The organism is Microbacterium sp. Z10_103, from assembly GCF_058310455.1.
This window is the reverse complement of sequence record NZ_JBZEGK010000001.1, coordinates 1694380-1718515: the sequence shown is the minus strand read 5'-3', so window position 1 is coordinate 1718515 and position 24136 is coordinate 1694380. Positions and strand designations below refer to the sequence as shown.

The following is a 24136-nucleotide window of genomic DNA, read 5'->3' as shown; positions in this document are numbered from 1 at the left end:
GGGCTACGCGCGTCGCGCAATCCAGGCCTCGACCTCGTCGGCCGTGCGCGGGATCGCCGCGGAGAGGTTCACCGGTCCGTCGGCGGTCATGAGAATGTCATCCTCGATGCGCACGCCGATGCCCCGGTATTCCTCAGGCACGGTGAGGTCGTCCACTTGGAAGTACAGGCCCGGCTCGATCGTGAACACCATGCCAGGCTCCAGGGGGCCGTCGTAGTACATGTCGCGGCGCGCCTGCGCGCAGTCGTGCACGTCGAGGCCGAGGTGGTGGCTCGTCCCGTGCACCATGTAGCGGCGGTGCTGACCGCCGAGGTCAGCATCCAAGGCCTCCTCGGCGGAGACGGGCAGGAGACCCCATTCGGCGACGCGTTCGGCGATCACCGTCATCGCCGCCTCGTGCACGCTGCGGAACTTGACCCCCGGACGCGCGGCGCGGAACGCGGCGTCCGCGGCCTCGCGCACGGTCTCGTAGATCGTCCGCTGGATGGGAGTGAACCGGCCGCTCACCGGGAGCGTGCGCGTGATGTCGGCCGTGTACAGGCTGTCGACCTCGACACCGGCGTCGACGAGCATGAGGTCGCCCGCCACCACCGGCCCGTCGTTGCGGGTCCAATGCAGGTAGCACGCGTGGGGGCCGGATGCGGCGATCGTGTCGTAGCCCTCGGTATTGCCGTCGGTGCGCGCGCGGGTGTGGAAGACGCCCTCGACCACGCGCTCGCCGCGTGGGTGGTCGAGGATGCGGGGCAGGTCGCCGACGATGTCGTCGAAGCCGCGGGCCGTGGCCTCCACCGCCGCGCGGAGCTGCTCGATCTCGAACTCGTCTTTGACCAGGCGGAGCTCCGAGACGAAGCGGGTGAGTTCGGGGTCTTCGTCGACGACCAGGTCACCGTCGCGGGACTCGAACGTGTCGATGTGCTCGGTGGGCAGGTCGAGGTCGGCGGCGACGCCGGCAAGGGCTGGGCGCGGTCCGATCCAGAACTCGCCGATCGCGGCGTTTCCGTAGAACTCCGGCGTCGAGCGGTCGGCGCGTTCGCGGAAGTAGAGCGTGACCTCGTGCCCGGTGCGTCCGGTGGGCTCGAACACCAGGACCGAGTCGGGCTCGGCGTCGGAACCCCAACCCGTCAGGTGCGCGAAAGCGGAGTGAGCGCGGAACGGATAGTCGGTGTCGTTGCTGCGCTGCTGCAGCGTTCCGGCGGGGATGACGAGGCGCCGACCGGGGAACGCGCGGGAGACCGCATCGCGTCGGGCACCCGCCCAGGCGGCCGCCTCCCGGCGCACGGGGAGCGTCTCGGGGCGCTCGGCCCATCCGGCCGAGATCGTCTCGAGGAAGCCGCGGGGGAAGGGCTGACGACGATTGGTGTTCGACGACTCCGACTCATCGGCCGGGGTGATCGTGTCGCTCTCGCCGGTGGCGGCGGGGCCTGTGTTCTCCATGGCCCCAGTCTCTCATCGGGGCGCATGCGCGTCACCCGCCGGCCGGCTCCAGCTGCACGACCAGCGGCCGGTGGTCGCTGCCCGAGCCGTCGAGGGATTTCAGCACGGCCGACCCCGTTGCCGTCCACTCCGGCGAGGCGAGCACGTGATCGATCGGGGTGCCCAGAAGTGCCGGGAAAGCGGTTGACCAGGTGCCGACGGCACCGTTGCCCGTTTCCGCGGCCGCATCATGGCAGCGCCCCAGGGTGCCCCCATCCACTCCCATTCCCCACATGTGGTCGAGGGTGGCGTTGAAGTCGCCGGCGAGGATCACGTTCGCGCTCGCGCACTGGTCGGCCAGCCACTGAAGGTCGTCGCGCCAGGCTTGCATGTAGCTCTCACGCGGCGCGACGGCGTGGGCGGCGACGACGGTGGGTCCGTCGCCATCGACGGGCATCGCGACGGCGCTGGGCACCGTGGAGGTGTTGCTGGAGCCGTTCTGCGACGACTCGATCACGGCATAGTCGCCGAGCGCGGGAGAGATGAGAAGGGTCGTGGACGTGGCATCCCACCCGTCCACGCCGTACTCCCCGTACGCGGCGTGATGCGCCCACATCGGAGCGCCCAGGTCGCGCATGGCCACGGCGACCTGCTCGCCGGTCTGGATCGTCGTCTCCGGCAGGGTGACGATGTCGGCGCTCATGGCGACGGCGATCTGGGCGATCGTGTCGGCGGTGGTGGCCGAGCCCGCCGTGTTCCAGGTGAGCACGCGGATACTTCCGGCGGTCTTTTCCGGCAGGGTGTCGCTTCCCAATCCGCGGCTGAAGAGCACGGCCCCGTTGACTCCGGCAGCGAGCACGGAGATGACCGCCAGTGACAGGGCGAGCGCGCGAAGGGGGCGAGCGATCGCGAGCAGAAGCGACACGATGCCGAGGACCGCGAACGCCACGGCGATCGGCCCCCGGAAGGCGATCATCTGAGCGATCGGAAAGACCCGCTCCACGTGGAGCAGTGGGGGCCAGGTGAGCACCGCCGCAGCGAGGAGGAAGAGCCCCGCCACGAGGAGTCCGAGGAGGCGACGCACGTCGGGAACTCTAGAACAGCATGCTGGGAGATGCGCGCGTGCGACACTCCCGAGCGCCAGGTTCGCGGCATCGGGGGCGTCTCGGGGCCGCGATACGCTCGGAGGGTGCAGACGCCCCGGTTCAGTGGTCCCAGCGACCTCCACCTGCACTCGACGCACTCCGACGGCACGGAGGCCCCCGCGCTGGTGATGGCCGCGGCGCACCGGCACGGCCTGCGCACGGCCGCGCTGACCGACCACGACACGACGTCCGGGTGGGCAGAGGCCGCCGATGCGGCGACCTCGCTCGGTATGACGTTCATCCCGGGGATGGAACTGTCCGCGCGCCATCAGTGGCGCAGCGTCCATCTGCTCGCTTACCTGGTGGATCCCGATGAGGCGGCGTTGCGTGCCATGACAGACCGCATCCGCTCGTCGCGTCTCGACCGCGCGCGGGTCATGGCCGACCGCATCTCCCGCGATTACGACCTGGGGTGGGATGACATCGTCGCGCAGACCATCGACGGAGCCACCGTGGGGCGGCCGCACATTGCGGACGCGCTCGTCGCGCGAGGGGTCGTGCGTGACCGCGCGGAGGCGTTCGACGGCATCCTGAGCCCGGGCGGCGACTACTACGTGGCGCTGTACGCGCCAGATCCGGTGACCGCCGTGCAGCTCATCGTCGGAGCCGGAGGCGTGCCGATCATCGCCCACCCCGCTGGCCGCGCGGGGCTGCTGCCCATGCCGCTGCTGTCGGAGATGCTTGCTGCCGGGCTCGCCGGGTTCGAGATCGGCCATCGGGAGAATCTGGAGTCGGGGAGGCGGACGCTGCGCCGCATCGCTGCCGAGCGTGACCTCATCCTCACCGGCTCCAGCGACTATCACGGGCTCGGCAAACCCAACGTGCCGGGCGAGAACACGACATCCGACGACATGGTGGCCCGCATCCTGGCTGCCGGCTCCGGCACCGCGCCCGTCTTCCCTTAGCGGCGCGACGCCCCGGCGGCGCCGGGCTGTGGCGTGGCAACCCTGTTGCCGAGACTCTCCGCTGGGCCGATGGGGAGGAGATGTGCGTTGGGGAGGGCGTTTCGGGCGGATGCGTCCTCCCGAGTGCGCATCTCCTCCCCAAGTGCGCGTGCGAGCGGCGGGTGAGGCCGGCCTGGCGGCGGGGGAGGAGACGTTCCGCGGGCGTGTGGGGAGGAGATGTGCGTTGGGGAGGGGCGATTAGGGCGGATGCGTCCTCCCGAATGCGCATCCCCTCCCCAAGTGCGCGTGCGGCGGTGGGTGTTACGGGCTTGGCGGCGCGGGGGAGACGTTCCGCGGGCGTGTCGGGAGGGGATGTGCGTTGGGGAGGGGCGATTGGGGGGATGCGTCCTCCCGAGTGCGCATCTCCTCCCGAGGCGCACGTGCGACGGCGGGTGATACCGGCCTGGCGGCGGAGGAGGAGACGTTCCGCGGGCGTGTGGGGAGGAGATGTGCGTTGGGGAGGGGCGATGGGGCGGATGCGTCCTCCCGAGTGCGCATCTCCTCCCGAACGGCACGCGGCACGGACGCCGCACCGGAACGGTGGAGCGCCAGGCGGCCGAGCGGCGAGCGTCAGGGCGGCCGAGCGGCAAGCGTCAGGCGGCCGAGCGGCGAGCGTCAGGCGGCCCGAGCGGCGAGCGTCAGGCGGCCTGAGCGGCGAGCATCAGGCCGCGGGAGCGGCGCCGTCGGCGCGTGAGCCGCCCCGGCGACGGCGACGCCGGCGCGGCGCCGAGTTGCCGTCGTGGTGTTCCGTGCCGCCGCCGTCGTGGGTGCCTGCGCCCTGCGGCGCACGCTCGCCCGACTCCGCGGAAGCGCCCTCTTCGCCGGTGCGCCGCCGACGACGCCGGCGCGTGGCATCCGCGGACTCGTCAGCGGCAGGCTTGTCGGCCGGCTTCTTCTCGACGCTGGCCCTGGGGGCGGTGACGAGCCGTCCCTTGGTACCGGTCGGGATCCCCAGATCGGAGTACAGGTGGGGGCTCGAGGAATAGGTCTCGACGGGGTCCGGCTGACCGAACTCGAGCGCACGGTTGATCAGCGCCCATTTGTGCAGGTCATCCCAGTCGACGAAGGTCACGGCGATGCCGGTCTTGCCGGCGCGGCCGGTACGGCCGACGCGGTGCAGGTACGCCTTCTCGTCGTCCGGGATCGTGTGATTGATGACATGGGTGACGTCGTCGACGTCGATGCCGCGCGCGGCGACGTCGGTCGCGATCAGGACGTCGCGCTTGCCGGCCTTGAACGACGCCATCGAGCGCTCGCGCGCCTCCTGGCTCATGTCGCCGTGGACGGCGGCGGCGTTGAACCCGCGGTCGCCGAGCTCGTCGACGAGCTTCTGGGCGGCGCGCTTGGTCCGCGTGAAGATGACCGTCTTGCCACGACCCTCGGCCTGCAGGATGCGGGCGATGACCTCTTCCTTGTCCAGCGAGTGCGCGCGGTAGACCAGGTGCTCGATGTTCGCCTGCGTGAGGCCCTCATCCGGGTCGGTCGCCCGGATGTGGATCGGGTTCGACATGAACCGGCGCGCCAGGGTGACGATGAGGCCCGGCATGGTCGCCGAGAACAGCTGCGTGTGCCGGACGGCGGGAAGCTTCGTGAAGATCTTCTCGATGTCGGGGAGGAATCCGAGGTCGAGCATCTTGTCGGCCTCGTCCAGCACGACCTCGGTCGCGTTCGAGAGGTCGAGCAGACGCTGGTTGGCCAGGTCGATGAGGCGGCCGGGGGTGCCGACCACGATCTGCGCGCCGGCCTTCAGCTGCTCGATCTGACCCTCGTAGGCCTTGCCGCCGTAAATCGCCACGACGCTGGTCGAGCGGTTCTTGGTCAGCATGTCGATGTCTTCGTACACCTGCACGGCGAGTTCGCGCGTGGGGACGACGATGAGCGCCTTCACCCCGTGCTCGGGGTTGAGGCCCAGACGCTGGACGACGGGGATGCCGAAACCGAACGTCTTGCCGGTACCGGTCTTGGCCTGGCCGATGATGTCTTGGCCGGGGAGGCCGAGCGGGATGGTCTGCTCCTGGATGGGGAAGGCATCCACGATGCCCTTCGACGCGAGAGCGTCGACAATGTCCTGGTCCACGCCGAGCTCGGCGAAGGTCGTCACGATGAATGCCTGTCCGGCGGGGGAGACCCGCCTTGGTGTCGAAGGTCCACGCCCTCTTCAGCCACAGGCGCGGGGCCCCGATCCGATGTCGGGGCCCTTCCAGGATACCGGTCCCGCGCCCATCCCCCGCTCGCGCCTAGGCTGTACCCCGTGTTCGAGTGGTTCCGTCGCCGCGCCAGGCCCGAGGGGCGCGCCCTCACGCTGCGCTCGCGCGGGGATGCGGGAGACGCCACGCGGGTGGATTTCGAAGAGCTCGCACCGGACGTCGATACCTACCTGGGTCAGGCGGCCTACCTCCAGCTGGGGTTCTTCGAGACCCTGAGCGAATTGATCGCCTCCACCCCGGAACTCGCGCAGAAAGAGTCGCTGTCGCGTGCCGCCGGTGCGGCGCTGCGCAAGCACGAGGAGCTCGTCGCGCTCATCCGCGACCGCGGCGACGACCCCACCGCCCTGATGCTCCCCTTCCGAGAGCAGCTCGACGCCTTCCGGAGGGCGACGCACGGCGTGCGCCCGCAGGAGACGATGCTGTCGGTGCACATCACCGCCGGCATGCTGGATGACTTCTACCTGGCCCTGTCGGCGAGCTACGGCGACACCGGGCGACGAGTTGCGCGCATCCTGCAGGCCGATGACGACCGCCACGCGATCGTCGAGATCACGGTGGAGACGATCGCCAGCGACCCGGAGTGGGGCTCGCTGCTCGCCCTCTGGGGCCGGCGGCTCGTCGGCGACACGCTGCTCGTGGCTCGCGCCGCCCTGCGCACCCGGACGCTCGACGAAGCCGATCAAGCCCGCGTGGAGCCGGTGTTCACCGCTCTCATGGGCGGCCACGCCCGGCGCATGGACGCGATGGGTCTCGCCGCCTGAGAAACCCGCACATCGGTGCACCAGGTGATCCGCTCCGCCCGCAAGCAGGCGCCCGCCGCGGCTCGCGCGGCAGGCGCGCGCCCTTCCCGGGTCAGCTCGCGCGGCAGGCGCCCTCCGCGGGTCAGCGCGCGCTCAGCCGTTCCCGCGCGGCGGCATCCGCGCGGGAGCGTGACGCACTCAGCCAGGCGATCACCGGGATCGTGACGACGGCGGGAAGCACGATCGCGGAGAGCCAGAGCAGCGGGTTGTCCACGCCGAGGCCCGCCCAGGTCAAGGCGGTCCAGGAGACCGCCCCGACGGCCGCCCCGAGGAGGGGGGCGAGCCCTGCTCCCCGGGTGTTGCGCTGCGGCAGCCCGAAGTGGACGGCGACGCCGATCACGGCCCCGATCAGGATCCCGAGGAGAAGCTGCATGGGATCAGGCCACGAAGCCGACGCGTCGGGCGTCCTCCGTGCCGATCTCGACGAAGGCGAGGCCCGCGGTGGGCACGATGTAGGCGTTGCCCTTGCTGTCGGTGAAGGTCACGTGCGTGGCGGAAGCGTCCAGTGCGTCGGCTACGGCCTTCTTGACGGTTTCCGACGACTCCGAGGTCTCGAACGTGAGCTCTCGGCCGGTGTTCGCAATTCCGATGCGGATCTCCACGGTCACTGCCTTCCTGCCGGGGTTGATCCGGCACCACGAAAAACTCTACGGCAGCCGCTTCGGCTCCCCGCTCGCGGACGCAACGCTCTGGGCGAACGATGTCGGAAACCGGCGGTAGCGTAGCCGGCATGGTTTCGGGGGACACGTTCGTCGCGGACGCAGCTCTCGATGACGCGCAGCGTTGTGTGGCCGCCCTTCCTGCCGACGCCTCGGCGGTCGTCGTCGGCGCACCCGGTGCCGGCAAGACCGCGTCGCTCGTCGCCCGCGTGCGTGCGCTCGTGGCCGCCGGAGTCGACCCCGACGACCTCCTCGTCCTCACCCCCACCCGACCGAGTGCAACGGCGCTCCGTGATCCGCTCGGGCTGGCCATCGGTCGCGCGACCGCCGGACCCGTCGCCCGATCGGTCGCCTCCTTCGCCTACCACCTCGTGCGCGGCGCCGAAGTGCACGCGGGCGGGGAGCCGCCGCAGCTGCTCACCGGGCGCGACGAAGACCAGATCATCCAGGACCTCCTCTCCGGCGACGCCGAGGATGAGGCGGGGGGATTCCGGCGCTGGCCGGAAGACCTCGGCGCCGGCATCCGCGCGACCAAGGGGTTCCGCAGCGACGTGCGCGCCTTCCTGGCCGAATGCACGACGCTCGGGGTCCGCCCGGTCGACCTCGAGGCGCTGTCCGACCGGGCCGAGGTGCCGGTGTGGCGGGCGCTGGCGTCCTTCGCGCGGGAGTATCACCGTGTGCGTTCCGACATGCGGGGCGCGTACCGCGACGCGGCGGGTCTCGTCCGCGAGGCGATCGGCATCGTCCGGTCGGCCGAGGCCGGGGCGGGGATGCTGGGGCGCTTCGCGGGGTTGCGCTGCATCCTCGTCGACGACGCTCAGGAGTTGACCGCCGGCGGAGTGGAGCTGCTGGAGGCGTGCGCGGCGCGCGGAATCGGCGTCGTCGCGTGGGGCGATCCCGACGTCGGGTCGGGCGCCTTCCGGGGTGCCACGCCGGAGAACTTCGCGCGGCTGGCGCAGATACTCGGCCGGACGGAGGTGCTCCCCACGGTGCACCGCGGCACCGCCCTGCAGGTCGACCTCGTGCGGTCGGTGACGGCCCGGATCGGTGCGGCCGGCGTCGTCGCCCACCGGCGGGCCGTCGGAGGCGCGCAGCCCGACGGGTCGGTGCGGACCTATCACCTGCGCTCACCGGCGGAAGAGCTGGACGCCGTGGCGCGGATCCTCCGCGAGCGGCACGTGCTGGACGGCGTGGCGTGGCGGGAATGCGCCGTCATCGCCCATGACTCGCGCCAGGTCGCGACGATCGAGACGGAACTCGCCGCCCGCGACGTGCCGGCCCGGGCGAGCGGTCCCGGGCGCCCCCTCGGGATGCAGCGTCCCGTCCGTGACCTGCTCGCCCTGGTGGAACTCGCCGTGCAGCACCCCGACGAGTGGACACCGCCGCAGGTCACCGACGCGCTTCTCGGCGTGTTCGGGGGGCTCGACCCGATCGAACTTCGCCGGCTCCGGATGCTGCTGCGCTCGGCCGAGCTGGCGGCGGGGGGTGAGCGCACCGCCGCCGACCTGCTCGCCTCGGGCGTTCGGCATCCTCTGGAGCTCGAGGCGCTCGACACCCGCGAGGCCCGTCGCGCGGCACGATTCGGACTCACGCTCGCGGCACTGCGCGCCCAAGCTGCCGATCATGCCACCGCGCACGAATTGCTGTGGACCGTGTGGGAGCGCAGCGGCCTGCAGCGTTCCTGGCGAGAGGCGGCGCGGGGAAGCGGACCGGTGGCCGACCAGGCCTCCCGCGACCTCGACGCCATGGTGGCGCTCTTCCAGGCGGCGAAGCGTTTCGGTGAGCGATCGCCGGGAGAGCCGGCCGCCACCTTCGTCCGCGCCGTCCGCGACAGCGACGTCGCCGAAGACCGGCTCGACGATGTCGAGCGCGCCGACGCGGTGCACGTGCTCACTCCGGCTGCCGCGGCTGCACGATCCTTCGACACCGTGATCATCGCCGGGGTGCAGGACGGCGTCTGGCCCAACACCCGCGTGCGCGGCGGTCTCCTGGAAACCTGGCGGCTCGCCGACGCCGTGCGGAACCCGGATGCGCCGGCCGCGGGCATCCTGGACCGGCGCCGTCAGGCGATGCACGACGAGCTGAGGCTGTTCGCCCGGGCGGTCTCCCGCGCGCAGGCTCGCCTGGTGGTGACCGCCGTCGATGACGACGATCAAGGACCGAGCGTGTTCTTCGAGCTGCTGCCCGCCCCCGAACCCGCCGGAGCGCTGGCCGAGCACCCGCTGTCGCTGCGGGGGATGGTTGCGCTGCACCGCCGCACGCTCACGAGCGCCCGCTCGCCGCTCGCCCAGCGCCAGGCGGCCGCCGGTCAGCTCGCGGTCCTCGCCGCGGCCGGTGTCGCCGGCGCCGACCCCGCGACCTGGTACGGGATGCTGCCGCCCACCTCGACCGCCCCGCTGCGCGACCTCGACCAGGAGCCCGTGCGCGTGTCGCCGTCGCGGCTGCACGCGCTGGAGGAGTGCCAACTGGACTGGGTCATCACCGACCTCGGCGGTGACCGCCAGGGGATGACGGCGGGGATCGGAACCGTGCTCCATGCCGCGCTGGAGACGGCGGAATCCGCCGACGAGGAGTCCCTCTGGGCCGCGGTCGAATCGCGCTGGGGTGAGCTGGAGTTCGAGGCGGCGTGGCGGGAGCGGGCCGAGCGGACGAGAGCGCGCGACCTGGTGCGCCGCCTGGCGGTCTACCTCAGGCGGTTCGACGCCTCGGGGGGAAGCCTCCTCGGAGCGGAGCGGCACTTCGAGGTGCCGATTGCGCTCGAGGACGCCGCCGCACACGGCGCCGTGCTCAGCGGTGACATCGACCGGGTCGAGGTGGCGCCCGACGGCTCGGTGGTGATCGTCGATCTCAAGACCGGCAAGAACGAACCCCAGACCGACGCGAAGGTCGCCGACAACCCGCAGCTCGCGGCCTATCAGCTCGCCCACGCGTCCGGGGCGATCGAGGCGGTCGCGGGAATGCCGTCCGGCGGCGCCAAACTGCTCGTCCTCCGGCCCACGGCGGCATCGGCCGATTACGTCACGCCCACCCAGGCGCCCTTCGACGAGGAGCAGCGGGCCGCGTTCGTCGCCCGGGTCGGGGAAGCGGTCACGGTGATGCGGGGGACGAGCTTCGCGGCCGCCTACGAGGAGCACTGCCGTGACGAGTACTCCTACGGCGTCTGCCGCATCCACACGATCGCGGCGGTGAGCGCGTCGTGAGCGGGATGCTCTCGGCCGCCACCATCGCGGCCGCCCTCGGCCAGTTCGCACCCACGCCCGAGCAGGCTGCCGTCATCGAAGCGCCCCTGCAGCCCGCTCTCGTCGTGGCCGGCGCCGGAAGCGGCAAGACCGAGACCATGGCCGGCCGCGTCGTGTGGCTCGTGGCCAACGGGATCGTGCGCCGCGACGAGGTGCTGGGGTTGACCTTCACGCGCAAGGCGGCCGGAGAGCTTGCCGAACGGATCTCCCGCCGCCTCGCCCGGCTGAGCGAATTCGAGCGGCGGGGCCTTCTGCCGATGCTGCCGGGCTTGCACGCCGCCGGCGAGCTCGACCGGCTCGCCGACCTCGGCGAGGGTGCGCGCGCGGACGCGGACCGCGGGGCGATTCTCGACGAACTCGCCCTCCGATCCGGCGCGTCGGCCGCCGACGTCGACGGCGACGAGATGCTCCACCGCCCCACCGTGGCCACGTACAACAGCTTCGCCGACGCCCTCGTGCGCGAGCATGGGGTGCGGATCGGCCGGGACGCTGAATCGGCGATCCTCTCCGAGTCCGCCGCGTGGCTGCTGATGCGCCGAGTGGTGTTCACCTCCGACGATCCGCGGCTGGAGGAACGCACCGAGGCGCCGCGGACGATCATCGACGCGGCGCTGCGCATCGCCCGTGACGGCGTCGACAACCTCGTCGACCTGGACCGGCTCGCCGCCTTCCCCGAGCGGTTCGCCGACGTCCTCGAGCTGCCGTCGGAGACCTCCCGCCAGACCGGCCCCTACGCGCCGGTGGTCAAGGCCGAACGCAAGGTGAACGCGCTCTCGCTGCTCGCCGCGCTCGCCGCCGAGTACGCCCGCGAGAAGCAGCGACTGGGCGTCATGGACTTCGCCGACCAGGTCGCCGGCGCGCTGCAGATCGTGCGCGGGCATCCGGCGGTCGTCGATGAGGTGCGTGGCCGCTACCGCGTCGTGCTGCTGGATGAGTATCAAGACACCTCGGTGGTGCAGACCGATCTGCTCGCCGCCCTGTTCGCCGGTACCGGCGTGATGGCGGTCGGGGACCCGCACCAGGCGATCTACGGCTGGCGCGGGGCCAGCGCAGGCAATCTCGCCGGTTTTCCGGCGGCCTTCGCCGCGGATGCGGAGTGCCTCCGCTTCGCGCTGCTCACCAGCTGGCGGAACAGCGCCCGTGTTCTGGATGCCGCCAACGCGGTCCTCGAGCCCTTGGCGGCCGGCGGCGCCGTGCAGGTGGGCGCCTTGCAAGCCCGGCCGGGCGCTCCGGTGGGGGAGATCACGACCGCGTTCGAGCGCGATCTGGATGCGGAGACCGATCGCGTGGCGGAGTGGTTCGTCGGTGTCCGCGCCGCGCGTGCGGTGAACGGGAAGGGGACGACGGGGGCCATCCTCTTCCGCAGCAAGAAGCACATGGTGCGCTTCGGCGACGCGCTCGGGCGTCGGGGGGTGCCGCACCGCATCCTCGGTCTCGGAGGACTGCTGACCACGCCCGAGGTCGTCGACGTGGTCGCCGCGCTCCGCGTTCTCGCCGATCCCGACGCCGGTTCGGCTCTGCTGCGGCTGCTGTCCGGGCCGCGGTGGGCGATCGGACTGGCCGACCTCCGCCGGCTGGCACTTCTTGCCCGGCGCCTCGCCACGCACGACGCGGCCCTGCAGCCGCTGGATGCGGCGGTCACCGAGCGGCTTCGGGCCATCCCGGGAGCTGACCGCGCGTCGCTGATCGACGCCCTCGACTTCGTCGCCCGGCAGAGCGACACCCATGGGTGGCTCGCCGACTTCACCCCGTCCGCGCGCGAGCGTCTCCGCGAGGCGGGTGCCGTCTTGGCCGGTCTCCGCCGCGCGATCGGTGCCCCCATCCCCGAGCTCATCCGCCTGATCGAACTCGAACTGCGCCTCGACGTCGAACTGGCGGCGAACGAGTCGCGCGGGCCGGCCCGCATCGCCTCCGCGCAGCTGCGCGCCTTCGTGGACGAGATCTCCGGATTCCTCGCCGCGGACGAGTCGGGGTCGGTGTCGAGCCTGCTTGCGTGGCTCGACCACGCCGAGAAACTCGACGAGTTCGCCCCGCGCACCGAGCCGCCCGAAGACGACGTCGTGCAGCTGCTCACCATTCACGGGTCGAAGGGCCTGGAGTGGGATGCGGTGGCCGTCGTGCGCCTGGTCACCGACGAGCTCCCCTCCCTTCCCCGCGACACGGCGGGGTGGCTCGGGTTCGGGGTGCTCCCGACGGAGTTCCGGGGCGATGCGCCGTGGCTCCCGCACCTGGCCTGGCGATCGGCGGCCACCTCACAGGAGCTCAAGGCACGGATCGACGCCTACGTGGCCGCCAATCGCGGGCGCCAGCTCGAGGAAGACCGCCGCCTGGCGTACGTCGCCATCACCCGCGCGCGCGATCACCTGTTCCTCAGCGGATCGAGCTGGGCGGGCACCAAGCGGCCCCGGACGCGCAGCACGTTCCTCACCGAGGCGGCCGCCGCGCTCGGGATCGAGCTCCCCGCGGAAGACCCCGGCGAGAACCCGTACGGCGCGGAGCGGCGCCTGCTGCACTGGCCGATGGATCCCCTCGGTGCGCGGCGTCCCGCGGTGGCCGGCGCCGCCGCCGAGGTCGAGCGCGCCCGTTCGGCCCCCCTGCCCGCCCCGGAGACGGAAACGGAGCTGCTCCTCGCCGAGCGGGCCGCGCGCATGACGCCCGTCACCCGTGCCGCACCCGTGCGGATCCCCGCCTCCCGGTACAAGGAGTTCGTCGCCGACTACGCCGGCGCCGTCGAAGCCCTCGACCGCCCGCTGCCCGAGCGCCCCTACCGCCAGACACGCCTGGGCACGTTGTTCCACGCGTGGGTCGAGCAGCGCTCAGGACTCGTGGGCGCGGGGACCGGCCTGGACGACGCGCTGTGGGACGACGACGAGCATGCCGACGCCTCACCGGCGGATGCGGCCGACCTCTCCCGCCTGCAGGGGAACTTCGAGCGGTCGGAGTGGGCGCGCCTTCGGCCGCTGGAGGTCGAGACCGAGATCGACTATGTCGCGACCGACCTCGACGGGCGTCCGCACATCGTCATCTGCAAGCTCGACGCCGTCTACCGCCGGGGCGAGCGCATCGAGATCGTCGACTGGAAGACGGGACGCCCGCCCGCCACCGCGGCCGAGCGCCGCGAGCGGATGCTGCAGCTGGAACTGTACCGGGAGGCGTACGCCGTCCGGCACGGTGTGCCGCGCGAGCAGATCGACGTGGTGTTGTTCTACGTCGCCGACGAAATCACGCTCCGGAACTGATGCGGGGCTCGTCGCCCCGACCCCACCAGCGCAGCGCCGCGCGCGAGGCGCGCTCGGCTTCGTCCTCGAGTTCGGGCCCGTCGGAGTCCTCGCCCGCGGAAGCGGGCTCGGGCGCGCGTTCCTGCCAGCCGGCGATGTCGATGGGGGCCGTGGACGTGTCTTCGGGCGACCGGAGTCCGTCGAGTCCGAAGTCGGGGGCATCCGCCTTCGCGTCCTCGCGGTCGCGTTCGGTCGCGAGGAACAGCGACAGCATCTCCGGGTCGTACGTGTCGGTCTGCATGGAGGTGTCCACGGGGGCGGCACCGGGTTCCGGCATCCGCTCGACGAAGGCCAGCGCCGCATCCAGATTCACCGGCGCATCCGGCACGATCCTGTCGCCGCGCACTCCGTCGGCCAGGGCGTCCAGGAGCGCCACGGCGTCGTCCACGACGACGGTGTCACCGTTCTCGAACCCGTGGACCAGCCAGCGGGCGAATTCCAGCTCGGCGTACAGACGCGCGCGTTCCCGCAGCAGGCCGTCGGGCGCCCTGCTCGCGTCGGCCGCGTAGCCGGCGAGGACGTCTTCGGCGGCCTCGGGTGCCGAAGCCAGCCACCGCAGGTCGGTCGCGGGGTCGCCCACGCTGAGCCCGCCCCACTCGAGCGCACCGGCGACGCGGATGTCGTCGCCGTCGTCGGTGAGGAGGAACGTCGAGGATGAGGCACCCCCGAAGATGACCGCGGAGTCGAACCGCCAGAGCTCGTCGGTCTCTGCGGCCTGCCGCCACCGGTCGATGAGGATGTCGGGCGCGCGGCGGGTGGCCTCCACGCGATCCAGCAGGCGGGTGACGTCATCGCGCACCTGGTCAGGGGTGCGCACGGGGAGCCCGTCGGTGCGCACGATGGACGGGGGCAGAGCGTGGACGGCGGCGAGAGCCGCGCCGATGGCGGTCGCGACGCCGCGACCCTTCGGGACGTGGGTGGGGTCGACGCGGTACCCGGGAAGGTGGTCGACCACCAGCACGCGTGCGACGCCCGAACCGGACTCGCCGAGAACCTCGGGGGCCTGGAAGGGCAGCAGCGCCCGCACGCCGGGGGTGAGCGCGACCAGCGCCCGCGACTCGGCGGCGAGGTCGGCGGCGGAGTCTTCGGTCGCGGGCATCCGGACGACCGCCTCGCGGCCGTCGTCCAAACGCACCAGGGCCGCATCGAATCTGCCGGCGCCTCCCTCGGTGAGAGCGCCCACCCCGACCACGCCGATCCGCGGGAGGGCGGCCGTCGCCGACGCGGCTAGAGTGAGAGGTGAGCGTGCCATGCGCCCAGGCTAGGCCGGGCCCGCCGTCCCGCCCCCGCGCCACGCCTGTGAGAGAGGTACTCGATGACGGTTCCCGTCACGACTCCCGCCCGCATCGGCCCGGTGGACCGATCACCCACCGAGCGCATGGCGGACGACCTGATCGGCCGAGCCCTCGCCGATGCGGCAACCGTCGTCCTGGTGGTCCGCGGCGATGCCACGCCGCTCGCCGCCGACGGTGGCCTCGCGCCCGCGCGCGTGGCGGACGTGCCCGATGACGCGCTGTGGGCGTTCCTCGGTCGTCGCCCCGACGGCGCGGCCGTGCTCGCAGCCTCCTTCGCTCCCGACCGAGACGATCCCGTCGCAGCGCCGGGGGGATGGGGCGTCCTGCGGGTCATCGGCGGCGACCTGCCCGTCGACGACGCGGGCCTCCTCGTCACCGCGGTGGCGCTCGGGCGCTGGCTGGTGGACGCGCCCCATTGCCCGGCGTGCGGCGCGCGCACCGAGCTGCGCCACGCGGGATGGGCACGGCACTGCCCGAACTGCGGGCGCGAGCACTTCCCCCGCACCGACCCCGCCGTGATCGTCGCCGTCACGCGGGAGGACGACCCCGACGTGCTGCTGCTGGGTTCCAACGCCCTGTGGGGCGCGGAGCGCTACTCGTGTTTCGCGGGTTTCGCCGAGGCGGGGGAGTCGCTGGAAGACGCCGTGGTGCGCGAGGTGCACGAAGAGGCCGGTGTGACGGTGCGGAACCTCCGGTACCAGGGGTCACAGGGCTGGCCCTACCCCCGGTCCCTCATGCTCGGCTTCACCGCAGAGGCTCCGGCAGGGGAGGTCGCCCTCGCCGACGGTGAGGAGATCGTCGCCGTGCGATGGTTCACCCGCGCGGAGATCGGTGAGGCGCTCGCGGGCCGGAGCGCTCTCCAGCTGCCCGGCACGGCATCCATCGCCTCGCGGCTCATCCGCGGCTGGTACGAGGCGGCCCCGTGAGTGCTCGCGGCCCCCTCGACGCCCTCGATGACCAGCAGCGCGCGGCCGCGGCGGCGCTGCGCGGACCGGTCTGCGTGCTCGCGGGTGCGGGCACCGGTAAGACGCGCGTCATCACGCACCGCATCGCGCACGGCGTGGACACCGGCGCGTACTCGCCCGGACGGGTGATGGCGGTGACCTTCACCGCCAAGGCCGCCGGTGAGATGCGCGGACGACTGCGTGCGCTCGGAGTCGAGGGGGTCGCCGCGCGCACCTTCCACGCCGCCGCACTGGCGCAGCTGAACTACTTCTGGCCGTCGCTCACCGGGGATTCGGCGCCGGCGCTCGTCAGCAACAAGGTCAAGCTCCTCGCCCACGCCGCCGACAGCCTCGGGCTTTCGCCCGACACTCCGACGCTCCGTGACGTGGCGAGCGCCATCGAGTGGCGGAAGATCACCCTCCGCAGCATCGACGCCTACGTGCAGGCCCGTCCGCACGCGGTGGGACGGCTGGACGTGCAGAAGGTGGCCGACCTGCAACGCGCCTACGAGAAGCTCAAGGACGAGCGTCGCCAGATGGACTTCGAGGATGTCCTCCTCACGTGCGCGGGGATGCTGGAGGCCGAGCCGCGCGTCACCCAGGAGGTCAGGGAGCAGTACCGTCACTTCACCGTCGACGAGTTCCAGGACGTCTCGCCCCTGCAGTACCGGCTGTTGCAGCTGTGGCTGGGCGATCGCCGTGATCTCTGCGTGGTCGGCGATGCCAGCCAGACGATCTACTCGTTCGCCGGTGCGGACGCGCGCTACCTGCTCGAGTTCCCGCGTACCCACGAGGACGCCCAGGTGTTTCGGCTGGAGACGAACTACCGGTCGGCCGCTCCCGTCCTCGATGTGGCCAACTCCCTGATGCGCGGCCGCCCCGGGGCGCTGGAGCTCGTGCCCGCGCGGCCGGCGGGCGCGAGCCCCGTCCCCGTGGTGCGCGGTTTCGACGACGACGAATCGGAGGCTGCGGCCGTGGCCCGCTCCATCGCCGACGCGATCGCCGGGGGCGTCGAACCATCCGCGATCGCGGTGCTCTACCGCTCGCACGCACAGTCGGCGGTCCTCCTGACGGCACTGGGGGCCGCAGGCGTCCCCACCACGGTGCTGGGCGGGCGACGCTTCTTCGATCAGCCCGAGGTGAGGCAGGCCGTGCTCGCGCTGCGCGCAGCATCCGTCGCCCCCCTGGAGACCGACTTCGTCACCACCGTGCGCGATGTGCTGCGCTCGCTGGGGCTGGCCGAGGAACCCCCTCCCGCCGGCGGCGCGTTGCGCGATGCCTGGGAGGCGCGCGCGGCTCTCCTGCGACTGGCGGAGACCGCACCCGCCGGCACGAGCCTGCGTGCGTTCACCGACGACCTCGTCGCGCGAGCGAAGGATCAGCACGAACCGGCGACCCGCACCGTCACCCTGGCGACCCTCCACGCCGCGAAAGGGCTGGAATGGGACCACGTCCATCTCATCGGGGTGAGCGAGGGGCTTCTTCCCATCTCCTACGCCACCACCTTCGATGATGTCGACGAGGAGCGCCGGCTGGCCTACGTGGGGATCACGCGGGCCGGGCGAACCCTCTCGCTGAGCTGGTCGCGGGGGAGAGGACGGACAGCGCGGACTCCGTCGCGGTTCCTGCAAGAGATCGGCACGCACAGTCTTCGTGCGGGGGATGGGATCGCCACACGCGGTTCGGCGCGTCCACGCGTAGGCGCACCGAACGCGCGGGAGTCGTCCTCGGCCCGGTGATCAACTGCACCGCGACGCGCGCGGCCTCCACCGCCAGGTCGGCATCCACGGAGCACGCTCGCCCCACCAGCTGACTGGCGACCACCGGCCATGTCGGGTCGGCGTCGCGCGCATGAGCGGCGTGGCACGCCAGGCAGGCGGTGACACCCGGCTCGATGACGGGCCCCACCGTGGCGCCTGCACCCTCGAACACGAGGGGGAGGTGGGGGACGTCGTCGGAGACGAGCGCGGCCGCGCGGTGCGGATCGACGAGGTGCGCGGCCAGCACCACGGCCGTGAATCCGGAGGGGATCGCCACGCGCGAGAACGGCGCCCACGGAAGGACGCCCACCTCGGCGCCGGCGCGACGGAGTGCCGCAGCGACGACGTCCACGATCGCCGTCTCGATCCCGTCCGTGGTCTGCAACGCGATCCGCGGGGGCTCCGGAGTGCGCTGCAGCACAGGCTGGAGCTCGGCGAAGAACGCGTCGGCTTGCGCGCGGCGGATGCGCCGGGACGTCAGCATCCCCGCAAGCGCGTTCTCCGGGACGCCGCGGGCCAGTTCCTCCAGGAGGCGCTCCTCCCAGGGTTGCGGGTCTTCCAGCCGGGCGACGTCATCCACTCCGAACTGCAGGGTGGTGGCGTCGCGCCACAGCGGCGGGTGGGCGGGATTCAGGCGCAGCATGGCCCGAGTTTGCCCCCGCGCCGGGCGCGCCGCGCCGTCTGTCCACACCCCGCCGACCGCAGGGGGTCGTGGGCGGCCTGGGGAGGAGGGGATCAGACCGGTCGGGGTCCCTCCGGGGTGGGCTCGTCAGGGTCGTCCGGATCCGCGTCGGGAGCCGGGGGAGCCTCGCCGCTCTCCTCGGCCAGAAGCTGCGCGAGGGCGTCGTCCATCGCGTCGCTCTCCGGCGCCTCGCCCCGCGCCTGCGCAGAAAGGCGCGCCACGAGCCGTGCCGGGTCGTCGATGTCTTCTGCGGTGGGCATGAGGTCGGGGTAGTCCCACAGCGCATCCCGGCCGGCGATCCCCACCGCGTCGGTGACGGCACGCCACATTGCTGCGGCCTCCCGCATCCGCCGGGGCCGGATCTCCAGCCCCACCAGCGAACTCAGCGCTTCCTCCGCGGGTCCGCCGACGGCCCGCCGACGGCGCACCGCTTCGGCGATCCGCTCCGCGGTGGGCAGGCGCGTCGTGGCGTCCGCCGTCACGACGTCGACCCATCCCTCGATCGTCGCGAGCAGGTTCTCCAACCTGCCGAGAGCGGCCGTCTGCTCCTCGGACCGGGCCGGCAGCAGGGCTCCGCTTTCCAGCGCATGGCGCAGCTCTTCCGGCTGGGACGGGTCGAAGCGCGCGGCGAGATCCTCCAGGGCGTCGGTGTCGACGTGGATGCCGGAGGCGAAATCGCGCACCTGCGCGATGACGTGCAGGCGCAGCCACCGGGCGTGGCGGAACAGGCGCGCGTGCGCGAGCTCGCGTGTCGCCAGGTACAGCGCGAGCTGGTCGTCGGGGATCTCCAGGTCACGACCGAAGTCGGCGAAGTTCTGCGGGAGGATGGCCGCGTCACCGGCGGGCATGATCGGGATCCCGACGTCACCGCCGCTGAGGACCTCTGTCGAAAGACGGCCGACGACGTGTCCGAGCTGCGTGGCGAACAGAGAGCCGCCGACGGTGCGCATGAGGCGTCCGGCGCCGGCGATGAGGTCTTGCATCTCCTCCGGCGCCTGCGCACCCAGCGCGTTGGTCAGAGCGTCCGCGATGCTGGTGGCCACCGGCTCGGCCAGTTCCTGCCACACCGGCAGGGTCGCTTCCACCCACGCGCCGCGCGTGATCGCGCGAGGGGCGGCGGCGAGATCGGCGATGGTCGTGGCCTCGCCGAGCCACAGTGCGGCGAGGCTGAAAGCCGAGTCGAGGTCGGTCCGCTGGCCGCTGGTGATGCCGCGGTCGCCCTGGTTCGCGATGTGCAGCGCCTGGCGCTCGGTGAGATCCCACGAGATGCCGTCGTCACCCGAGGTGAAAGCGCCCTGAAGGTGCCGCATCATGGTCTGCATCGTCGCGGGGTCGATGGGCATCCCCGACAGCCGCGACAGCTGCTCCGCGTCGAGTGCACTGCTCTCTCCCGAGAGCAGCCGACGCAGCAGCTCCTGGAGCTCCTCTTCGGGGCTCCGATCCTCGTCCGCCACTTCAGCCGCCTTTCAGCCGGGTCTAGTCCTGGCGATCTACGCTAGTCGGACGCTCTCCTCGCACTCCCCGGCTGACCTCTGGTCCCTTACGCCGGTCGCGAACGACCAGGCGAAGAAAGGCTTACCGTGGCCCTGTTCGACGAGAACACGACGATCGTGCCTGCGCAGCGGCGCCGCTGGAGCCGGGCATCGCTCGTGGGACTGTGGTCGATCTCAATCGCTCTCATCGTCCTGCTGATCCTCACCTTCCTCCCCACCGCCTACGTCATCCAACAGCCCGGGCCCGTGTACAACACCCTGGGCACCGTGACCAACGCGGAGGGCGAAGAGGTGCCGCTCATCGCGGTCGAGGACGTGGAGACCTACCCGCCCGACGGCGCGCTCGACCTCCTCACCGTGCAGGTCGTCGGCAATCCCGAGCGACGCCCGTCATGGTTCGAACTGGCTGTGGCCTGGTTCGACCCCTCGCGGGCCGTACTCCCGCTGGACCGCGTTTTCCCGCCCGGCCAGAGCACCGAGCAACGCCTCGAGGAGAACGCGGCGCTCATGACCGACTCGCAGCAGGAGGCGATGGCCGCGGCCCTGCGGGAACTCGGCTACGACGTCACGTCGCGCATCGCGATCCACTCCCTCACGGACGACTCCGCGGCCGAGGGCATCCTCGAGCCCGGCGACGTCATCCTCGCCGTCGGCGGGAAAGACGTCACCGATGCGCAGCAGGTGCGTGACGCCGTCGTGGCCGGAGGCGGCGACCCGGTGACCCTGACCATCGAACGCGACGGCCGGGAAGACGAGGTGTCGGTGACACCCCGAGAGGCCGAGGTCGAGGGCGAGACCACCTGGCTCGTGGGCGTCCAGCTCATCGCCGACTATTCGTTCCCGGTGGATGTCACCATCCAGCTGGATGACGTGGGCGGACCCAGCGCGGGGATGATGTTCGCTCTGGGGATCATCGATGTGCTCACCCCCGGCGACCTCACCGGTGGTGAGCAGATCGCCGGGACGGGAACCATCGACGCCGCGGGCGAGGTGGGACCGATCGGCGGCATCCGCCAGAAGCTCTACGGCGCCGAGCGGGCCGGCGCAGACTACTTCCTCGCGCCCGAGGAGAACTGCGAGGAGGTCGTCGGGCACGTTCCGGGCGACCTGCAGGTCTTCGCCGTCGGCGAGCTGGATGACGCGCTGGCCGTGCTCGACGCGATCCGCACCGACGGGGACGTCGCCGCCCTGCCCACCTGCGGTTCCTGACGGACGACGCGTCATCGGGGGCAACGCATAACGGTTCCGGCATCCACGGCGTTCCCCCAGAACTCGCCGCCTAGGATGGCAGAGTGACCACGACCAGTCCTGCGAAGCCGGCCACGCCCAACCGTTCCCGACGCGTCATTGCCATCACCCTTGCGGTCATCGCCGCGCTGGTGGTCGGTTTCTTCGTGTTCGCGAGCCTCTACGCCGACTGGATGTGGTTCAACCAGCTCGGCTTCACCCAGGTGCTGACGACCCAGTGGATCGCTCGCGTGGTGATGTTCGTGGTGGGGTTCCTCGCCATGGCGGTGCCGGTGTGGGGCGCCATCCAGCTCGCCTACCGCCTCCGCCCGGTGTACGCGCGCCTCAGCTCGCAACTGGACCGCTACCAGGAGGTCGTCGAGCCGCTGCGGCGCCTGGCCATGTGGGGCATCCCGATCTTCTTCGGCTTCTTCGCCGGTTTCGCCGCCTCCGCGCAGTGGGAGACCACCTGGCTGTGGTTCAACGGGGTCGCCACCGACACCACCGATCCGCAGTTCGGGCTGGACACCGGCTTCTACCTGTTCGCGATGCCGTTCTACAGCGCGGCGCTGGGCTTCGCCTCCGCCGTCATCCTGATCTGCCTGCTGCTCACCGCCGCGGTGTCGTACCTGTACGGGTCCGTACGCGTGGGACAGCGTGAACTGCGGATCTCCAAGGCCGCCCGCATCCAGCTCGCCGTCCTCGCCGGACTGTACCTGCTCGTGCAGGGCGCGAGCCTGTTCCTCGACCGGTACCGCACGCTGGTGGAGGCGGGCGAGCGCATCACCGGACCCGGGTACACCGGCGTCAACGCGACGATCCCCGGGCAGACGATCCTGGCGATCATCGCCGTCCTCGTCGCGATCCTCTTCTTCGTCACCGCGGTCATCGGCCGCTGGCGCTACCCGCTCATCGCGACCGCGCTGCTGGTCGTCTCCTCGCTCGTTCTCGGCGTCGGCTACCCGTGGGTGGTGAACACCTTCCAGGTGCGCCCGAACACGCTGCAGCTGGAAAGCGAGTATTTCCAGCGCAACATCGACATGACCAAGCAGGCGTACGGCGTCGACGACCTCGAGAAGCAGGACTTCACCGCCGAGACGGCCGCCGCAGCCGGTCAGTTGCGGGCGGACGCGGCGACCACCGCGCAGATCCGCATCATGGATCCCGCGATCATCGGACCGACGGTGCGGCAGCTCGAGCAGTACCGCGCCTACTACCAGTTCCCCGACGTCCTGGACGTCGACCGGTACGAGATCGACGGCCAGTCGCAGGACACCATCGTGGCGGTCCGCGAACTGAACATGGACCAGCTCTCGGACGCGGCGACCTGGCAGAACACGTCGCTGGTCTACACCCACGGGTACGGCCTCGTCGCGGCGGCAGGAAACGAGCGGACGAGCGACGGCGACCCCGTCTTCCTCGAGCAGGCGATCCCCTCCACCGGGTTCCTGTCGGAGACCGACTTCGAGCCGCGGGTCTACTTCGGCGAATACTCTCCCGAGTACTCGATCGTCGGCGCCCCCGAGGGGACCGAGCCCATAGAGCTCGATTACCCGATCGGCAGCGATGGGGGCAGCGACACGCGCACGACCTTCACCGGCAACGGGGGCCCGAGCGTCGGCAACGTCTTCAACCGCCTCATCTACGCGCTGAAGTTCCAGTCCGAGCAGATCCTCTTCTCCGACGCGGTGAACGAGGACTCGCAGATCCTCTACGACCGCGATCCCCGCGAGCGGCTGGAGAAGGTGGCGCCGTACCTGACGCTCGACAGCGACCCGTACCCGACGGTGGTGGACGGCCGCATCAAGTGGGTCATCGACGGCTACACCACGAGCGCGAACTACCCGTACTCGTCCGGCGTGAGCCTGTCGCAGGCGATCGCCGACACCAACAACCCCGCCCCGCGTTATGCGCTGGATGACATCAACTACATCCGCAACTCGGTCAAGGCCACCGTCGACGCCTACGACGGCAGCGTGACGCTGTACGCGTGGGATGACCAGGACCCGGTGCTGCAGGCATGGCAGAACGTGTACCCGTCCACCCTCGAGCCGTATAGCGAGATGTCGGCCGAGCTCATGGCGCACGTCCGTTACCCGACCGACCTGTTCAAGGTGCAGCGGTCGATGCTCGGGGTGTACCACGTCGATGACGCGCGTTCGTTCATCCAGCGCGACAACGCCTGGGCGACCCCCGATGACCCGCAGGACGACACGCGCCTGCAGCCGCCGTACTACCTGACGATGCAGATGCCGGGGCAGGAGTCGCCCGCGTATTCGATGTTCACCACGTTCATCCCCTCGTCGCAGGGCAACAGCCGGAACGTGCTGACCGGTTATCTCGCGGTCGACTCCAACGCGGGTTCCGAAGCCGGGGTGAAGGGGGAGGACTACGGCAAGCTGCGCATGCTGGTGATCGACTCCGCGACCACGGTTCCCGGTCCCGGCCAGGTGCAGAACACCTTCAACTCCGACACGGCCGTCTCCTCGCAGATCAACATCCTGCAGCAGGGCCAGTCGGAGGTGCTGCCCGGCAACCTCCTGACGCTCCCCGTGGGTGGCGGCCTGCTCTACGTGCAGCCCGTCTTCGTGCAGTCCTCCAGCGGCACGCAGCTCCCGCAGCTGCGGCGCGTGCTCGTCGCCTTCGGCGATCAGATCGCGTTCGAAGACACCCTCAATGAAGCGCTGGACGTGCTCTTCGGCGGTGACTCGGGTGCCGATACGGGCGACGGTGAGGTGATCCCGGAAGACCCGGATCAGGCTCCGACCGAGCCCGGCGACGGCACCGAGGAGCCCGAGACCCCGACGGTTCCGGCGGACGAGTATCAGGCCGCGCTCGAAGAGGCGCGCGTCGCCCTCACCGAGCGTCAGGCGGCTCTGCAGGCCGGCGACTTCGCCGCCTTCGGTGAGGCCGATGCCCGCCTGACCGCAGCGGTCGAGCGTCTCCTCGCCCTCAAGGAGCCGCAGCCGGGCGAGTAACCTCGCGCGCCGCGAGAACCCATCTCCGCAGCGAAAGCACCGCAGTACGCAGTGCACTCGCCGGCGGGATGG

Annotated in this window: 15 protein-coding genes; 8 read left to right on the top strand and 7 right to left on the bottom strand. The window is 71.5% G+C overall.

Annotated elements, in window-relative coordinates:
- Positions 1–3: 3 nt before the first annotated feature.
- On the bottom strand, positions 4–1434 hold the full coding sequence (locus AC4FS2_RS08305; protein WP_491152190.1) for an aminopeptidase P family protein: 1431 nt from the start codon (positions 1432–1434) through the stop codon (positions 4–6).
- Between the two features lie 31 nt (positions 1435–1465).
- Entirely contained in the window at positions 1466–2497 is a 1032-nt protein-coding gene (locus AC4FS2_RS08300) for an endonuclease/exonuclease/phosphatase family protein (protein WP_491152191.1), read from the bottom strand.
- Between the two features lie 105 nt (positions 2498–2602).
- Here AC4FS2_RS08300 and AC4FS2_RS08295 point away from each other — a divergent pair, with 105 nt between their 5' ends.
- Positions 2603–3463 (top strand): PHP domain-containing protein, encoded by an 861-nt coding sequence (locus AC4FS2_RS08295; RefSeq protein ID WP_491152193.1) that lies wholly within the window; start codon positions 2603–2605, stop codon positions 3461–3463.
- Positions 3464–4163: 700 nt separating this feature from the next.
- Here AC4FS2_RS08295 and AC4FS2_RS08290 read toward each other — a convergent pair.
- Positions 4164–5603, bottom strand: coding sequence for a DEAD/DEAH box helicase (locus tag AC4FS2_RS08290; RefSeq protein WP_491152195.1), 1440 nt, complete (start codon positions 5601–5603; stop codon positions 4164–4166).
- A gap of 150 nt (positions 5604–5753) precedes the next feature.
- Here AC4FS2_RS08290 and AC4FS2_RS08285 point away from each other — a divergent pair, with 150 nt between their 5' ends.
- Positions 5754–6470 (top strand): ferritin-like fold-containing protein, encoded by a 717-nt coding sequence (locus AC4FS2_RS08285; RefSeq protein WP_491152197.1) that lies wholly within the window; start codon positions 5754–5756, stop codon positions 6468–6470.
- 121 nt (positions 6471–6591) lie between these two features.
- On the opposite strand, the gene AC4FS2_RS08280 is transcribed toward AC4FS2_RS08285, so the two are convergent.
- Together AC4FS2_RS08280 and AC4FS2_RS08275 are read right to left on the bottom strand one after the other, a co-directional pair.
- Entirely contained in the window at positions 6592–6882 is a 291-nt protein-coding gene (locus tag AC4FS2_RS08280) for a hypothetical protein (RefSeq protein ID WP_491152199.1), read from the bottom strand.
- 4 nt (positions 6883–6886) lie between these two features.
- Positions 6887–7111: a DUF3107 domain-containing protein gene (locus tag AC4FS2_RS08275; protein ID WP_491152201.1), complete on the bottom strand. Its 225-nt coding sequence runs from the start codon at positions 7109–7111 to the stop codon at positions 6887–6889.
- Between the two features lie 128 nt (positions 7112–7239).
- On the opposite strand from AC4FS2_RS08275, the gene AC4FS2_RS08270 reads away from it, so the two are divergent.
- Together AC4FS2_RS08270 and AC4FS2_RS08265 are read left to right on the top strand one after the other, a co-directional pair.
- Complete coding sequence (locus AC4FS2_RS08270) at positions 7240–10368, top strand: ATP-dependent helicase (protein WP_491152203.1); 3129 nt, start codon at positions 7240–7242, stop codon at positions 10366–10368.
- 5 nt (positions 10369–10373) lie between these two features.
- Positions 10374–13646: an ATP-dependent helicase gene (locus AC4FS2_RS08265; RefSeq protein WP_491155627.1), complete on the top strand. Its 3273-nt coding sequence runs from the start codon at positions 10374–10376 to the stop codon at positions 13644–13646.
- Here the strand turns inward: AC4FS2_RS08265 and AC4FS2_RS08260 are convergent.
- A complete protein-coding gene (locus tag AC4FS2_RS08260) occupies positions 13630–14937 on the bottom strand; it encodes a phosphotransferase (RefSeq protein WP_491152205.1) in 1308 nt (435 codons plus the stop codon). The genes AC4FS2_RS08265 and AC4FS2_RS08260 overlap by 17 nt on opposite strands.
- 63 nt (positions 14938–15000) lie before the next feature.
- Between AC4FS2_RS08260 and nudC the strand changes: the two genes are divergently transcribed.
- Positions 15001–15906, top strand: coding sequence for an NAD(+) diphosphatase (nudC, locus tag AC4FS2_RS08255; protein ID WP_491152207.1), 906 nt, complete (start codon positions 15001–15003; stop codon positions 15904–15906).
- Positions 15903–17663, top strand: a complete 1761-nt coding sequence (locus AC4FS2_RS08250; protein ID WP_491152209.1) for an ATP-dependent helicase — start codon at positions 15903–15905, stop codon at positions 17661–17663. The genes nudC and AC4FS2_RS08250 overlap by 4 nt, the downstream gene beginning before the upstream one ends.
- Positions 17664–18419: 756 nt before the next feature.
- Here AC4FS2_RS08250 and AC4FS2_RS08245 read toward each other — a convergent pair.
- On the bottom strand, positions 18420–19820 hold the full coding sequence (locus AC4FS2_RS08245; protein ID WP_491177014.1) for a zinc-dependent metalloprotease: 1401 nt from the start codon (positions 19818–19820) through the stop codon (positions 18420–18422).
- A 126-nt stretch (positions 19821–19946) separates the two neighbouring features.
- On the opposite strand from AC4FS2_RS08245, the gene AC4FS2_RS08240 reads away from it, so the two are divergent.
- Together AC4FS2_RS08240 and AC4FS2_RS08235 are read left to right on the top strand one after the other, a co-directional pair.
- Entirely contained in the window at positions 19947–21068 is a 1122-nt protein-coding gene (locus AC4FS2_RS08240; RefSeq protein WP_491177012.1) for a YlbL family protein, read from the top strand.
- 83 nt (positions 21069–21151) lie between these two features.
- A complete protein-coding gene (locus tag AC4FS2_RS08235; RefSeq protein WP_491177010.1) occupies positions 21152–24064 on the top strand; it encodes a UPF0182 family membrane protein in 2913 nt (970 codons plus the stop codon).
- Positions 24065–24136: the final 72 nt, after the last annotated feature.